Source organism: Janibacter melonis (genome assembly GCF_003721155.3).
GTDB lineage: Bacteria > Actinomycetota > Actinomycetes > Actinomycetales > Dermatophilaceae > Marihabitans > Marihabitans melonis.
In genome coordinates, this window is record NZ_CP044548.2 from 1,530,154 (window position 1) to 1,545,611 (window position 15,458).

A 15,458-nucleotide genomic window follows, 5' to 3' on the forward strand; every position below is an offset into this window, starting at 1 on the left:
CGGTTGACTCGCTAATCGTCGTGGGGTCAGTGGTCATTGCCGCCTTCCTGCGGTACGACTTCGACGCCGACCTCGCACTCGCCACACCCGTCCTGACGTTGACCGCGCTCGCGGTCGCGGGCCAGCTCGTCCTGGGCTCGATCATCGGGCCGTATGCCGTCGGCCACGAACGAGGGTCGTACGAGGAGATCGTCGACGTCGGCAAGACGGTGGTCGCCTGGACGCTCCCGCTCGGCATCGTCGGCATGTTCGTCGACCAGCGCTTCGGCCCACGCAGTCTCGCCTTCACGGGCGGAGCGTTGGCCATGCTCGGGATGTTCGGTGCGCGCTTCGTGCTGCGTGCCGCGCGCACCCGTCCTGATCAGCTCACCGCCAGCCACAAGCGCGTCCTCATCATCGGCGCGGGTGACGGCGGCCGCCAGGTCGTCCGGTCGCTGCGTCGTGACCGCGGCGCCGGCCTCATGCCAATAGGGCTGCTCGACGACGACTCGCACAAGCGACGCCTGCGCATCGAAGGTGTGAGGGTTCTCGGCACCAGGGCCGACCTACCGGAGGTCGCAGAGCAGACCGAGGCCACCACGGTGGCAATCGCCATCCCGAGCGCCGACGCCGGCATGATCAAGGACGTCCGCGACACGGCTGCGGAGCTCGGCCTCGACGTCATGATCCTGCCGCGCACCTCAGAGCTCTTCGGTCGACCGGACGCCAACAGGCTGCGTTCACTTGATCTCGCCGATCTGCTCGGGCGTCGACCGATCGAGCTCGACCGGTCCGCGATCGCCGAGCACATCCAGGGACGCACCGTCCTCGTGACCGGAGCCGGCGGGTCGATCGGCTCCGAGCTGTGCCGGCAGATCGCTCGGTTCGGACCGAGCAAGCTGCTCATGCTCGACCGCGACGAGTCAGCGCTGCACGCCACCCAGATCTCGGTGACCGGCAAGGGACTCCTCGACGACGACAGCGTCGTGCTCGCCGACATCCGTGACGAGGACCGACTCCTCGAGGTCTTCGAGCAGCATCGTCCCGAGGTCGTCTTCCACGCTGCCGCGCTCAAGCACCTCCCCTTGCTCGAGCAGTATCCGATGGAGGCGTGGAAGACGAACGTCCTCGGGACTCTCAACGTGCTGCGCGCGGCGCACGCGGTCGGTGTGCGCACCTTCGTCAACATCTCCACGGACAAGGCTGCCAACCCGAGCTGCGTGCTCGGCTACAGCAAGCGGGTGACCGAGCGCCTCACCGCCGACTACGCCGAGCGCGACGAGCACACGTACGTATCGGTGCGGTTCGGCAACGTCCTCGGTTCTCGGGGATCGGTGATCACCGCCTTCACCGCGCAGATCGAGCAGGGCGGCCCGGTCACCGTCACCCACCCGGACGTCGAGCGGTACTTCATGCTTATCCCCGAGGCCTGCCAGCTCGTGCTCCAGGCCGCGGCGATCGGTCGCGACGGCGAGGTCATGGTGCTCGACATGGGCCAGCCCGCGAAGATCCTCGACGTCGCCGAGACCCTCATCGAGATGTCGGGGCGCCGAGACGTCGACATCGTCTTCACCGGGCTACGTCCAGGCGAGAAGATGTCCGAGGAGCTCTTCACACCGGGCGAGAGCATCCGCGAGACGGGGCATCCCCTGGTGTCCAGCGTCGACGTGCCGATGATCTCTGCGGACGCGGTCGCACGGACCCGCCACCAGCACCCGCCAGCGAGCGCCGACTGGATGCGGCGGGCCGCTGTCCCCGTGACCGACTCCAGCCGTGAAGGGGCTACCGCGTGAGCGAGCGCATCTACCTGTCGAAGGCGCACGTCACCGAGGTGGAGGAGGGGTTCGTCCTCGACGCCGTCCGGTCCGGCTGGGTCGCTCCACTCGGTCCGCATGTCGACGCGTTCGAGGCCGAGATCGCGGAGCGAGCGGGCGTCGAGCACGCCCTGGCACTGTCTTCGGGGACTGCCGCTCTGCATCTCGCCCTGCTGCATCTCGGCGCGCGGCCCGGGTCCGTCGTCCTCTGCGCGTCGATGACCTTCGCGGCCACCGCCAACGCCATCGCCTACACCGGCGCAGAGCCGGTCTTCGTCGACTCCCGCGACAGCGACGGCAACGTCGACGCTGATCTCATGCTGAAGGCCGCGGACGACCTCGCTCGCGAGGGCCGCGAGGTCGTCGCCGCGTGCTCCGTCGACCTCTTCGGCCGGGCGTGCGACTACCCGACGCTCGAGGCCGGCCTGGCCGACCGCGGCATCCCCCTCGTCGAAGATGCCGCGGAGAGCCTGGGCGCGAGCTTCGCCGGACGCCCTGCGGGATCTTTCGGCCGGGCCGCGGTCCTCTCCTTCAACGGCAACAAGATCATGACCACCTCCGGCGGGGGCATGCTCGTCAGCGACGACGCCGACCTCATCGCCCATGCCCGCAAGCTCTCCACGCAGGCGCGCGAGCCGGTGCCGTGGTACGAGCACACCGAGATCGGGTACAACTACCGGCTGTCGAACGTGCTGGCGGCGCTCGGACGCGGCCAGCTCTCCCGGCTCGACGAGATGATCAGTCGTCGACGCGAGATCCGCTCGACGTACGTCGCTGGCTTGGGCGACCTGGAGGGAGTGCGGTTCCTCTTCGACGACGACGCCCGTTACGTCGACAACTGCTGGCTCACCACCCTTGTCGTCGACCGCCACGATGTGTCGGCAGACATGATGGTCGCCGCGATGGATCGCGAGCAGATCGAGGCCCGCCACCTCTGGAAGCCCATGCACCTCCAGCCCGTCCACTCGACGTCCCGCATCTTCGACGAAGGGGTGAGCTCGCGTCTCTTCGCGCAGGGTCTGACCCTCCCCTCGGGGTCTGCTCTCACCGATGCTGAGATCGAGCGTGTGATTACGACGCTGAGGGGCGTCCTGTCGTGATCGACGCCAAACGCGGTCTGGATCTCGCGCTGACTCTTCCTGTGTTCGCCCTGACGTTGCCCATCCAGGCAGCAGCGGCCCTCGCGGTCCGACGCAGTGTCGGACGGCCGATCCTCTTCCGTCAGCGGCGCCCCGGACTGCACGGAGAGGCCTTCGAGATGGTCAAGTTCAGAACCATGATCGCTCCCGATCCGGAGCGCGGTCTCGTGACAGACGAGCAGCGCCTGACCAAGGTCGGAGCCTTCCTCCGGAGCACGAGCATCGACGAGCTTCCGACCCTCTGGAACATCGTCAAAGGAGACATGAGCCTCGTCGGCCCTCGCCCTCTCCTCATGCAGTACCTAGAGCGGTATACCGACGAGCAGGCGCGCCGTCACGAGGTGCGTCCTGGCCTCACCGGCCTTGCCCAGGTCAACGGGCGTAACAACATCTCCTGGGAGGACCGCTTCGCCTACGACGTCGAGTACGTCGAGAGTCGGAGCATGCTGATGGACCTTCGCATCTTGCTTCGCACCGTCCGGCAGGTGCTCAGACGGGACGGGATCTCCGCTGAGGGGCATGCGACGATGTCCGAGTTCATGGGCTCGCGGCGCTGATGCGTGATCTTGTCATCGTCGGAGCCGGCGGCTTCGGGCGCGAGACCGTCGACACCGTGCGTGCCATCAATCGTGGCAAGCCCACCTGGAGGATCCTCGGTGTCATCGACGACTCCCCCTCTCCTGCCAACCTTAACCGGCTTGCGGCTCTCGACCTGCCGCACCTCGGTGGGTTGGCTGCGCTTCCTCCTCGATCTGCGGTCGCACTCTGCATTGGTGCTCCGGCGGACCGCTCACGCTTGGCGCAGCGCCTCGAACCTGATGTCGAGCTGCCGTCTCTCATCCACCCGAGCACTCAGATCGGCAGCCTCTTTCGGCACGGCCACGGCTTGATCACGCTGGCCGGGACCTCCATCGGTACGAACGTCCGCGTCGGCGATCACGTGCATCTCAACGCGCACGCGGTGATCGGGCACGACGTGCACCTCTCGGACTTCGTCAGCGTCAACCCGAATGCCACGGTCTCAGGCGAGTGCGCAATCGGCACTCAGGTGCTTGTCGGTGCGGGCTCGACTGTCCTCCAGGGCCTGACTGTGGGCCGTGGATCGACCGTCGGCGCCGCTGCATGCGTCACCCACGACGTGCCCGCCACTCGGACCGTGAAAGGGGTCCCGGCACGATGAAGGTCGGTTTCGTTTCCCAGTGGTACCCGCCCGAGCTCGGCACTGGTGTTCCACGAGCAATCGCCCAGGGCCTCGCGCGCCTTGGCAATGAGGTCCATGTCCTCACAGGATTCCCGAACTACCCCTCAGGGCAGCTGTACCCCGGTTACTCAATCTCTCGCTACATGTGCGAGCAGGACGAAGAGGTCAAGGTCCACCGGGCCCCGCTCTACCCCGACCACAGCCGAAGCGCTGTCCGAAGGATGGCCAACTACGTCTCGTTCGCCGTCGGGGCCTCCGCCGTCAGCCTCCGCAACCTCCCAACGCCCGACGTCTGGCTGACATACAGCTCCCCGGCCACAGCCGCGATTCCTGCGATGCTGCCCCGTCGCCATCGGGCCCCGCACGCGATGATCATCCAGGACCTGTGGCCGGACAGCGTGATCGGGAGCGACATGGCGGGCGGGCGGGCCTCACAAGTCATGGCCGGGCCGCTCCACGCATTCTCCCGGGCAACGTACAGGTCAGCAGATGGAATCGGTGTGATCTCGCCGGGCATGCGACAGGTGCTCGTGAGCCGCGGAGTGGATCCGGCGGTGATCCACGACACGCCCAACTGGGTGGATGGAGGGAGCGGTCCTCGTCCCTCTCAGGCCGAGGACCGCACTTCCCTCAACCTGCCTACGAACGGCGCGATATTCCTCTATGCCGGCAACCTCGGTGAGATGCAGGAACTTGTACCTCTTATCGAGGCGTTCGACCGCGTGACCGGCGCTCATCTTGTCCTCATGGGGGGTGGCGCGTCACGCGACCGTGTCGTCGAAGCTGCGCAGGGTCGCACCAACGTGCACGTACTGCCGCCGGTGGACGCGGGTGTCGTCCGGGCTTACCAGCACGCAGCGGACGTCCTGGTCGTCTCTCTCCGGGACACACCCCTGCTCCGAGTCACCATGCCCAGCAAGGTCCAGTCTTCGATGGCGGCCGGAAGAGCGATCTTCGTCCACGGCGCGGGCGATGTCGCGGATGTCGTACGTCGAGCCGGTTGCGGGGCGGCGGCCGTCCCGCGTTCTTCCGAGGTCGCGGTATCGATACAGCAGCTCGTCGACGCGGGCGCCCAAGCCCGTGAGCAGATGGGCGCGAGGGCGCGTGACTTTTACGACGCCAACTTCTCGGCCGCGGCGGGGTCGCGTCGAGTGCACGACCTACTGATCAGCACTGTGGAAAGGCACGGCAACCGATGACCGACTTCAGCGGAGCGACGATTGCCATCTCGGGAGGGACGGGCTCCTTCGGCAGGACCATGGTGCGTGATCTCCTCCAGGAGGGCGCCGGAGCCATCCACGTGCTCAGCCGCGACGAGGCCAAGCAGGACGAGATGCGCCAGTCGCTCGGCGACTCCCGGGTGAAGTTCTTCATCGGTGATGTCCGCGACCGGCACAGCGTCGACTCCGCGATGGTCGGGGTCGACTTCGTCTTCCACGCAGCCGCGCTCAAGCAGGTCCCGAGCTGCGAGTTCTTCCCGGACCAGGCGGTCAAGACCAACGTCGTCGGCAGCCAGAACGTCATCGAGTCGGCTCACGCCCACGGTGTGCGCTCGGTCGTCTGCCTCAGCACGGACAAGGCCGTCTACCCGGTCAACGCCATGGGCATGTCGAAGGCGCTCATGGAGAAGACGGCTCAGGCCTTCGCCCGCAACAACCCCGACTCCCCCACGACGGTCTCGGTCACCCGCTACGGCAACGTCATGTACAGCCGAGGCTCGGTCATCCCGCTCTTCGTCAGCCAGATCCGGCAGGGCAAGCCGCTCACGCTCACCGAGCCGACGATGACCCGCTTCCTCATGTCCCTCGGAGAGAGCGTCGACCTCGTCAAGCACGCCTTCCACCACGCCGAGCCCGGTGACCTCTTCGTGAAGAAGGCCCCGGCCTGCACGGTCGAGACCCTCGCCCGCGCGGTCTCCGAGCTCATGGGCGTCGAGCCCAACCTGCGCAAGATCGGCATGCGCCACGGCGAGAAGATGTACGAGACCCTCCTCTCCCGCGAGGAGATGATCAAGGCCACCGACCAGGGCGACTACTTCCGCGTCCCGCTCGACGCGCGTTCGCTCGACTACAGCGTGTACGTCGAGGACGGCGAGGACGGCGCGCTCCAGGCGCACGACTACGACTCCGGCAACACCGAGCAGCTCAGCCTCGAGCAGACGAAGGCCCTCGTCGCCGCCCTGCCGGAGATGCAGATGGTCATGGGGGTCAGCGCGTGAAGATCCTGCTGACCGGCGCCCACGGGTTCCTCGGGTGGCACACCCGCCTGCGGCTGCACGCGCTCACCGACCACGAGGTCGTCCCCGTCGGCCGCCAGGAGTGGTCCGACCTCCCCGAGCTCCTCGAGGGCTGCGACGCGGTGATCCACATCGCCGGCGTCAACCGCGCGGACAGCGACGACGAGGTCGAGGGTGGCAACGTCTCGCTCGCCGACGGACTCGCCGCCGCCATCACCTCCAGTGGAGGCGCGACGAGGGTGGTCTACGCCAACTCCATCCAGGCTGGCAACGGCACCCCGTACGGCCGAGGCAAGGAGTCCGCCGAGCGCGTCCTGCGCACGGCTGTCGAAGGGGTGGGCGGCCACCTCGTCGACGTGCGTCTGCCGAACATCTTCGGCGAGCACGGCCGTCCGCGGTACAACTCTTTCGTCGCGACCTTCGTCGACTCCACCGTGCGCGGTGAGTCGCCGACGATCAACGACAACCAGGTCGGACTCCTGCACGTGCAGGACGCCGCCCAGGCGCTTCTCGACGGGTTGACGACCGAGCAAGGCGTTGTCGACCCCGAGCCCGAGACGCACGGCGTGGTCGAGGTCTGGGACCTGCTGCAGGAGTTCAAGGCCAGCTACGTGCCCAGTGGCGAGATCCCCGATCTGAGCACGAAGTTCCGGATCGACCTCTTCAACACCTTCCGGGCGGCACTCTTCCCGGACCACTACCCCATCCAGCTCGTCCCGCACAGCGACCCTCGTGGCTCCTTCGTCGAGACCGTGCGGTGCCGCGGTGGTGAGGGGCAGACGTCCTTCTCCACGACGGTCCCCGGCATCACCCGCGGCGAGCATTACCACCTGCACAAGATCGAGCGTTTCGCCGTCATCTCCGGGACGGGGACGATGGAGCTGCGCAAGATGTTCACCGACGAGGTTCTGACCTTCCCCGCCAGCGGCGACCAACCGGTGGCGATCGACATGCCCGTCGGGTGGGTGCACAACATCACCAACACCGGCGACGAGGTGCTGCTCACGCAGTTCTGGAGCCACGAGCTCTTCCGCCCAGACGCACCCGACACCTTCGCCGAGCCCGTCCGTCCCATGAAGGAGCAGCCCGCGTGAAGGTCATGACCGTCGTCGGCACCCGCCCCGAGCTCATCCGCCTCGCGCGCGTCCTGCACCGACTCGACGACACCGAGGGCATCGAGCACGTGCTCGTGCACACGGGCCAGAACTACGACTACGAGCTCAACCAGGTCTTCTTCGACGACCTCGGGATCCGCAAGCCCGACCACATGCTTGGCGTCGACACCTCAAGTCTCGGAAAGGTCCTCGGAGGGACTCTCGCAGCTGTCGAGGAGGTCATCCTCGCGGAGCGCCCGGACGCGATGCTCGTGCTCGGCGACACGAACAGCTGCATCGCCGCGCTCATGGCGCGCCGGATGCGGGTGCCGGTGTACCACATGGAGGCGGGCAACCGCTGCTTCGACCTCAACGTGCCGGAGGAGACCAACCGGCGCCTCGTCGACCATGTGAGCGACTTCAACCTCGTCTACACCGAGCACGCACGACGGAACCTCCTCGCAGAGGGCCTGCACCCGCGTCGCATCCTCAAGACCGGCTCGCCGATGCGTGAGGTGCTCGACGCCTACCGCACGCAGATCGACGCGTCGACAGTGCTTGATGACAAGGGCCTCACCGAGGGCGGGTACTTCCTCGTCTCCGCGCACCGCGAGGAGAACGTCGACTCGCCGGATCGCCTCCGGATGCTGCTCGACTGCCTCACGGCCGTGCACAGCACCTTCGACCTGCCCGTCTTCGTGTCGACTCACCCGCGGACCCGTAAGCATCTCGAGGCACTCCCCGACTGGTCCGAGCCCGAAGGGGTGATCTTCAGCGACCCGCTCGGCTTCCACGACTACAACAAGCTCCAGCTGTCGGCAGCGTGCTGTCTGTCCGACTCGGGCACCATCGCCGAGGAGAGCTCGATCCTCGGCTTCCCGGCGATCACCCTCCGCGACTCCATCGAGCGGCCAGAAGCCCTCGACACCGGCGGGATCATGATGACCGGGCTGCACACCGACGACGTCGTAGCGGCCGTTCGCCTCGCCATGGGTTCCGGGTACCGGCGCGAGGGCATCAGCCACCTCACCCCGGACGACTACCTCATCGACAACACCAGCGAGCGCACGGTGAAGTTCATCCTGTCCACCGCGCATCGGCACCACGACTGGGAGGGGATTCGACGATGACCCTGATCAGACGATCGAGCGGCACATACCGTGCCCTTCGCAGAGCGCGATCGCTTTCCGTGCGTTATGCAAAGCGCCTGGGGAGTGTCCACCCCACGGCCTCGGTACACCGGACGTGCCGAACGGCAACGGATCTGCGTGCAGACGAGTGGGTCTATATCGGTCCCGAGTGCTGGATCGCCCCGATGACCTCGGTAGGTAGGTACACGATGCTCGGCCCTCGCGTTGCCATCGTCGGCGATGACCATGTCTGGGACTCCGCAGGGACCCCAACGCAGTTCGCTGGACGGCCGGTGGAACGTCGCACGGACATCGGACGAGACGTGTGGATCGGTTATGGCGTCACCGTGATGCGAGGCGTCACCATCGGCGACGGCGCCGTAGTTGCGGCAGGGGCAGTCGTGACCCGGGACATCCCCGCGTTCGAGGTGTGGGCCGGCGTGCCCGCACGGAGGATCCGCGATCGGTTCGGCCCAGACGAACGCACAGCGCATCTCGCGACGCTCGATGGGCCCCTCCTCGATCGGCCCTCCTTCGCACAACCCCAGGCCCGGGCGTGACGGGGCGCCCGCAGGTCCTCTTGGTGATCGGGTACTTCGACTGGTTCAGCGGCTACCAGGAGACGGGTCTGGCGCGAGCCCTTGCGGCGCGTGCGGACGTTCAGGTGCTGTGCAGCAACAGGGTCAACCCGCTCTTCACCGACGAGCACCTCGCCAGCATCGGCGTCCCCCGCTCGTACCCGACCGGTACGACCCATGAGCAGGGGGTGACGATCACGCGCCTGGCAGTGCGCGAGTGGAGGTCGATGGTGTGGCCTCGCCCCTCCGCCGATCTCCCAGTCGACAAGATCTACGATCTCGTCATCCAGATGATGCCCGGCCAGCTCTTGCCGGTACTGACTCGCCCTGGAAAGACCCCGCGATCCCGCGTAGTGCTCTACGGCGACAACCAAGCCATGTACGCCAACCTCACCGGGTGGCAGGCGCGGATCAAGCAGGGAGTCTTCTCGGCTACCAAGGGCTCGCTCTACCGGCGGCTCAACAGGGGCGCGGACTCGATCCTCTGCTATACGCCGAACACCGTGTCCAAGATCCGCCGGTACAGCGCAGGCAGCCCGGTGGATCTGCTGCCACTCGCGTACGACCCAGATCTCTTCTTTGTCGATGCCGCTGCGAGGTCAGCCGGCAGGCAGGAGATTGGGGCCCAAGAAAACGACCTCGTCCTGATTGCTCCCGGCAAGCTGCAGACGCAGAAGCGCTTGGACACGGTGGTACGTGCGGTGTCGCAGCTCCCTGCATGGCGAGAGCGAGTGCACCTGTTGTTCGTCGGTGGGGCATCGGGACCGGTAGCGGATGCCATTCGGAGGGCCGCATCGGAGGCCGGGCTCGACGCCCAGCTCACTATGCTCCCGTTCGCTGACTCTCACCGCCTCAACATGATGTTCAATGCCGCTGACGTCGGGGTGTGGCCTCTCATGCCGGCTATCACCATCCAGCAGGCGATGGCCACCGGTCTATTTGTGGTGCTGCCAGACAACGACCTCGTGCGGCACCTCGTGCGGCCATCCACCGGGCGGCTCTACGACCCCGGCCCCGCTGACCCAACTGCGCCGCTGGCCGCGAGCCTTGGAGCAGCATTCAAGGAGCTAACTGTCGTCGACCACCCTGACGCTCGCCAGGACCGGGCAGAGATCAACGGCTGGCTCGCGACTCCAAGCCTTGCAGAACGTCTTCTCCGAACGATCGAGGACGGGGACGCCCGATGACCGCCAAGACCAGCAATGACCCTGTGTCTTCTGACGCACCAGCAATGCCACGGAGGACCGGGCGCTGGTTCGTCATCTCCCTCGTATCGATCACGATCTACGCACTAGCGATCCAGTACACCTACACCCAGGTCATCGCCCCCACTTTCGGATACCTCGGCGAGCGTTCCCGTACACCCGACTTGCTAGCCTACGCAATCGGCATCTTCGCCACTGTGCTTCTCAGCTACACGCTGCCCACGCGCATCAATACACTAGTCAACTTCTCCTTGTGGGTGTTGTTCGCCTTCATGGTCGTCCCTCTGATCTTGGTTCCATTCTTCGCGGACCTGGGAACGGATCGACAAGCGCTGACAATCGCTGGTACCGCGTTCATCTCGTTCGGCGGCGTGAGCCTCGCGGTTCGCGACCGGAGGTGGGAAGGCGTTCCAGTCAGCCCGCTCCCACCAGTTGCGTTCTGGTTCTGCATTGGTGTGTTCAGCCTGGCCACCCACGCATACATCTTCAGCGTTTCCGGGTTCCAGCTCGCCAGCATCTCGCTCACCCAGGTGTACGACATCCGCGACACCTACCGGGAGACTGTCCTCCAAGCTGGGCCGTTCTATGCATATGCGGTGCGTCTGCAAGGCAATGTCGTCAACCCGCTGATCCTGACGAAGGGATTGCTCGGGGGACCCCGTTGGCTCGTAGCCGCGGGTGCCTTTGGCCAGCTGGTTATCTACTCAGTCACGGGCTACAAGCTCACGCTGCTGTCCGCCGTCGCAGTAGTAGCTGTCACCACGCTCTACCGGTTCCGGCGGCGATCTCGCGGCGCCGACATCCTGCTCGGAGCAACCGGTGTCGCAGTGCTGGCAATCGTGTTCGACTACGTCACGGGCTCGATCGTGGCCTCCACAGTCTTCGTCTACCGCCTCATGATCGTGTCGGGGACCCTGCCAGCGGTGTACTTCGATTTCTTCGAGAGCCAACCGCACGCACTGTGGGGGGACTCATTCCTGTCGTCATTCGTTACTTACCCATATAGCACCTCGGTGGCGCACCTCATCGGCGCTTACCACACGGGTAGCCCCGAGGTCACCGCGAACAGCAACTACATCGCTGACGGTTACGCCAACCTAGGACTAACGGGTGTCGCGGTGGAAGCGATAGTTCTGGCTCTGCTCCTCCTGCTACTCGGAAGCGCCGCTCGTGGATTGCCCGGAGCAATGACAGCCGGCCTGATGGTCACTCCGCTGTTCGCCCTGGTGAACTCAAGCCCCTTCACATCGATCCTTTCCAACGGGTTCCTCCTGGCTGGCATCATCCTCATGTTCGCCCCTAGAACGGGCTGGGGCCCCTTCGACGAAGAGACCGGGACGCCCGAAGCGACGCGTAGAGATCGTCGACGACACCGAGGTTCCTCGGGTCACCGACGAGCGGCCCCGCTCGAGACCCGGAAAAGTTGAGCCGGTAGGCGACCAGCCCGTCAAGTGCCCCTTCCCGCACCAGCTGCGCCATGTCACCGGTGACAGCTCTCACGTACGGGGCGTCGGCCGCGCCCGGCGAGTCTTGCTCGACGCCAAGTCGAGCTGTGTAGAACATGCCTATCAGGGGTACACGCGACACGGACTCCATGGATGCTGCGCCAGATGTCTGCCGCGTCCAGGGCCCGTTCGGCGTCAGACCGAGTGGCGCTGCTCCGTCAAGGCTGACCTGGTCCAGCACGACAGCAACACCCCGTGGGCTCGCGGCCCTGTGTACGCGGATGGTCAGCGTCCGATGCCCAGCAAGGTCGTCGGGAACCTCAGCCATGAGCACCGATGCCGACCGCTGCTGAATGCGTCGGGTTACGAGAGCCCGGCCATCGAGAGAGATGGAGATGGAGTACTGCCGAGACTGATCCGGCGGGGCGTTGTCAAGGAAGGTCATCGAGAGCTTGCCCGGTCGGCCCGGGATCTCCACGCCGTGGGTGATCTGTGCCGCCCCCTCTTCGCCCGGCCCATGCGTGCTCGCCGGGAAGGTCACCTGCCAGCAAGGGTCCGACGTTTGGCAGCTCGAGACAGACCGGATGAACCGCGTGGTCTCGATCACTCCCTCCGGGTCCGTCGTGTTCTGCGGCGCGTGGCTGACCTGCCGAGGTCCGGCGAAGGCGTAGATCACCCCATCAAGGACGTTCCGGAAGCGGGGAAAGGTAGCGGTGTCCCCGGCGAAGTCCTGGCCGTACATCACACCTAGCACGTCTAGCCGGGGAGCCTCGGCGCGCGCTGCAGCTCTCATCTCGACCAGGTCCGCCGGCGCAAACCTGAGGTGGATCCCGTCGTCCGCGCGCAGGTCTGTCGCAGAACCCAGGTCGTCGATGGCGATCGCGACGATATTCGGATGGGCCGCCGCCACCTTGCCAATCGCCCGGAACCACGCCACGTAGTCCCAACCGTACGGCCGGTAGGTGCCCGGCCCCGACTGGAGGGGCGGGACGAGGTACACCACCACCTCGATGTCTGCCTCCGCGGCTTCCTCCGCAAACCGGGGTAAGTCCTCCCAATCGGAAAGCCCAAGATGAGTCGGAACGCTGCCCCCCAGCCGATCTGCAAGATGCTGACGATCAGGGATGAGGTAGTAGTACCGGTCAACGCCCGTCTCCTTGAGCGCTTCGACGGTTCCAGAGATGTCCATGCGTCCATCCTCGGTCAGCAGGGGTGCGCCGTAGCTCCCTAGACCTGCGGGAGGCGACCACTCAGCGTCCTGCTGCTGGTCGCTCTGCATGATCAGCAGACTGACGAGCACTCCGACGAGCAGGATGGCAAGACCTGCGACGACGCGGAGTCGTCCGGTCTCGCTGAGGCAGGCCCTCACCTCAGCTCTCGCCCACTGCAGCCAAGGACAGGCCCCACAGCGCCGCGTAACTCAGCACCATCGCTCCACTCAGCAGCCAGGTGGTCTGGAGTGGCGGCAGGCCCATCGCAGCACCCCCGAGGACGGCTCCTGCGCACAGCAGGAGCCTGCCGACGTCCCAGGTGGCCTGCCAACCCAGACGTCCCATGACGACCAGAGTCTGCGACAACGGAGAGGCCACGAGCTGCAACATCAGCGCTGGCGCCAAGGCACGCGCATACTCCCCACTCGCCTCCCACTCCTCGCCGAGGAAGATCCGGAAGAGCAGCGGGCCCGCTGCGAGAAGCACTAAGGCACCCAGGGCGCCAACGGCAATAAGGGTGCGCGACGTTTTCACGAACTGCCTCCGCAGGCCACCTCGGTCATGACGTCGCGCCTCGGCGAACTCCCCGAGGAAAACCTGCGCTACGGAGACCCCGAACAACGCGACTGGCATGGCGAGCACCCGCTGGGTCATGCCCAACCAGCCCGCGACCGTGGCGCCGAAGACGCTCGACGCGAGGAGGACCGGCGCTTGGAGGCCGAGAGAGTTCACTAGACCAGACGGCGCCATGATGAGCGGGAACCGTCGGTACTCCCGCGCAAGCGAACGCCGAGCTGCGGCGTCCGACGGGCCCAGCTCGCCGCGGACGGCCGCCAGCAGGGCCCATACCCCAACCAGCTGTCCGAGCAGCAGCCCGCCCGCGAGGCCGTGTGCGCCTAGCCCGAGCAGGCCGGCCGAGAGCTGGAAGAACACGACTCCAGCGGCCTGGAGGACGTTCCGACGCGCGATAGCGGCGTACATCTTGAGTCGGATTGCGGTCTGGTTGAGGAGGACGAAGGCCCCCATCGCGCCAGCCGTCAGGGGAACCCACATGAGGATGTTCGCGTCATCCGGACTCAGGCCGAGCAGGGAAGCGAACCACGACTTGGCCAGTAGCACGGTCGCGAGGAGCGCGACTGTGACGAACGCGCAGATCCTCATCCCGAGCGCGAGCAGCTCTCGCGCATCGTCGTCTCGGCGAGGTAGTGGGATCGCGAGCTCGAAACGCAGCGCCATGATCACGGCTGCGGGGATGAGCAGTGCATTGGCGACGGCGAACGGACCGAACTGCTCGGGCGCGAAGAGCCTCCCGAGCACCGGGGATGACAGCAGAAGTATGAGCTGAGCCCCAGCGGTGCCCGAGAGGATCGCCAGGATGCCCTTGCGCCCAGCGCTGAGCTTGGGCCAGCGTCGAAGCGCGGGCATCAGCTCGAGGTCACGACAACGACACGGATTGGCCGGACGTGGCAGACTCCAAGCAGGCCTGAGCCACAGTGACCGTGGCCAGCCCCTGCTGGAGGGTGACGATGTCTGCGTCCTTACCCAGCACCGCGTCCCTGAAGTTCTCGTGCTCTACACGGAGGGGCTCGGGCTTGGGGATCGCGTATCGGTGGACATCTCCCTCGGAGACGCCTCGGAACTGGCTCAACCCGGCCCAGGTGGTCGCGACCTTGCCGTTTTCGAAGAAGGTGAGGTCCGCGGTCAAGGTGTCCGCGACGAGAGTCCCCTTCTCACCCGTGATGACCGTCGAGCGCTCCTTGAGGGGAGAAAGCCAGTTGACGAGGTGGTTGACCACCGTGCCGTTGCTCAGCAGACCTGTCACGGCGACGAGGTCCTCGTGCGGCCGTCCGGACCGATGCGCGGTCTGCGCCGAGACAGAGGCGTAGCTCTGCTGGGTGACCCAGGCCGTGAGGTCGATATCGTGGGTCGCGAGGTCCATGACCACGCCGACGTCTGCGATCCGGCCCGGGAATGGCCCCTGACGGCGGGTGACGACCTGGTAGACGTCGCCGAGGTCACCGGCCTCGATGCGCGCCCGCGCCGACTGAAGGGCGGGGTTGTACCTCTCGATGTGCCCGACCCCGCCGACGAGGTCCCTGCTCTCGAAGGCCTCTGCGAGCTGAGTTGCTACGGCGACGTTCTCGGCCAGCGGCTTCTCGACGATCGCGTGCACTCCGGCCTCAGCCAGGACCAGACCGACCTCGAGGTGGAATGCGGTCGGAACGGCGACCACCGCGTAGTCGACCCCGAGGTCGACGAGAGCCTCGACGGTGTCGACCACAGGCCTGCCACCAGCGACGCCGTGCTTGTCCCCGTCGGGGTCGACGATCCCGACGAGATCCACCCCGTCGAGACTGCCCAGGACGCGCGCGTGGTGGCGGCCCATCATCCCGGCGCCCACCAGGCCGGCGCGCAGATTCGCCATC

At 66.4% G+C, this 15,458-nt stretch carries 13 protein-coding genes; 10 read left to right on the forward strand and 3 right to left on the reverse strand.

Annotated features, from left to right (window positions below):
- Positions 1–29 precede the first annotated feature (29 nt).
- From EEW87_RS07200 to EEW87_RS07245, 10 genes are all read left to right on the forward strand, one after another.
- A complete protein-coding gene (locus EEW87_RS07200; RefSeq protein WP_240341670.1) occupies positions 30–1,772 on the forward strand; it encodes a polysaccharide biosynthesis protein in 1,743 nt (580 codons plus the stop codon).
- Entirely contained in the window at positions 1,769–2,893 is a 1,125-nt protein-coding gene (locus EEW87_RS07205; RefSeq protein WP_123092078.1) for a DegT/DnrJ/EryC1/StrS family aminotransferase, read from the forward strand. Before EEW87_RS07200 ends, EEW87_RS07205 begins: the two co-directional genes overlap by 4 nt.
- Entirely contained in the window at positions 2,890–3,489 is a 600-nt protein-coding gene (locus EEW87_RS07210) for a sugar transferase (RefSeq protein ID WP_123092079.1), read from the forward strand. The genes EEW87_RS07205 and EEW87_RS07210 overlap by 4 nt, the downstream gene beginning before the upstream one ends.
- Positions 3,489–4,112: a NeuD/PglB/VioB family sugar acetyltransferase gene (locus tag EEW87_RS07215; RefSeq protein ID WP_205473789.1), complete on the forward strand. Its 624-nt coding sequence runs from the start codon at positions 3,489–3,491 to the stop codon at positions 4,110–4,112. The genes EEW87_RS07210 and EEW87_RS07215 overlap by 1 nt, the downstream gene beginning before the upstream one ends.
- Positions 4,109–5,332, forward strand: a complete 1,224-nt coding sequence (locus tag EEW87_RS07220) for a glycosyltransferase family 4 protein (protein WP_163562394.1) — start codon at positions 4,109–4,111, stop codon at positions 5,330–5,332. The genes EEW87_RS07215 and EEW87_RS07220 overlap by 4 nt, the downstream gene beginning before the upstream one ends.
- Positions 5,329–6,351 (forward strand): polysaccharide biosynthesis protein, encoded by a 1,023-nt coding sequence (locus EEW87_RS07225; protein ID WP_123092082.1) that lies wholly within the window; start codon positions 5,329–5,331, stop codon positions 6,349–6,351. The genes EEW87_RS07220 and EEW87_RS07225 overlap by 4 nt, the downstream gene beginning before the upstream one ends.
- Complete coding sequence (locus EEW87_RS07230; RefSeq protein WP_123092083.1) at positions 6,348–7,463, forward strand: polysaccharide biosynthesis C-terminal domain-containing protein; 1,116 nt, start codon at positions 6,348–6,350, stop codon at positions 7,461–7,463. Before EEW87_RS07225 ends, EEW87_RS07230 begins: the two co-directional genes overlap by 4 nt.
- A complete protein-coding gene (gene wecB / locus EEW87_RS07235; protein ID WP_123092084.1) occupies positions 7,460–8,593 on the forward strand; it encodes a non-hydrolyzing UDP-N-acetylglucosamine 2-epimerase in 1,134 nt (377 codons plus the stop codon). The genes EEW87_RS07230 and wecB overlap by 4 nt, the downstream gene beginning before the upstream one ends.
- A 209-nt stretch (positions 8,594–8,802) precedes the next feature.
- Positions 8,803–9,153, forward strand: coding sequence for a DapH/DapD/GlmU-related protein (locus EEW87_RS16975; RefSeq protein WP_275898490.1), 351 nt, complete (start codon positions 8,803–8,805; stop codon positions 9,151–9,153).
- A 23-nt stretch (positions 9,154–9,176) separates the two neighbouring features.
- Positions 9,177–10,358 (forward strand): glycosyltransferase, encoded by a 1,182-nt coding sequence (locus EEW87_RS07245; protein WP_148041580.1) that lies wholly within the window; start codon positions 9,177–9,179, stop codon positions 10,356–10,358.
- A 1,317-nt stretch (positions 10,359–11,675) separates the two neighbouring features.
- Here EEW87_RS07245 and EEW87_RS07250 read toward each other — a convergent pair.
- From EEW87_RS07250 to EEW87_RS07260, 3 genes are read right to left on the reverse strand one after another with little or no spacing between them, the layout of a single operon-like run.
- Positions 11,676–13,190 carry a hypothetical protein gene (locus EEW87_RS07250; RefSeq protein ID WP_123092087.1) on the reverse strand — a complete coding sequence of 505 codons (1,515 nt, stop codon included), beginning with the start codon at positions 13,188–13,190 and terminating at the stop codon, positions 11,676–11,678.
- Position 13,191: 1 nt separating this feature from the next.
- The gene (locus tag EEW87_RS07255) at positions 13,192–14,457 is read right to left on the reverse strand and encodes a lipopolysaccharide biosynthesis protein (protein WP_123092088.1); all 1,266 of its coding nucleotides are present in this window, start codon (positions 14,455–14,457) and stop codon (positions 13,192–13,194) included.
- A gap of 10 nt (positions 14,458–14,467) precedes the next feature.
- Positions 14,468–15,457, reverse strand: coding sequence for a Gfo/Idh/MocA family protein (locus EEW87_RS07260; protein ID WP_123092089.1), 990 nt, complete (start codon positions 15,455–15,457; stop codon positions 14,468–14,470).
- Position 15,458: the final 1 nt, after the last annotated feature.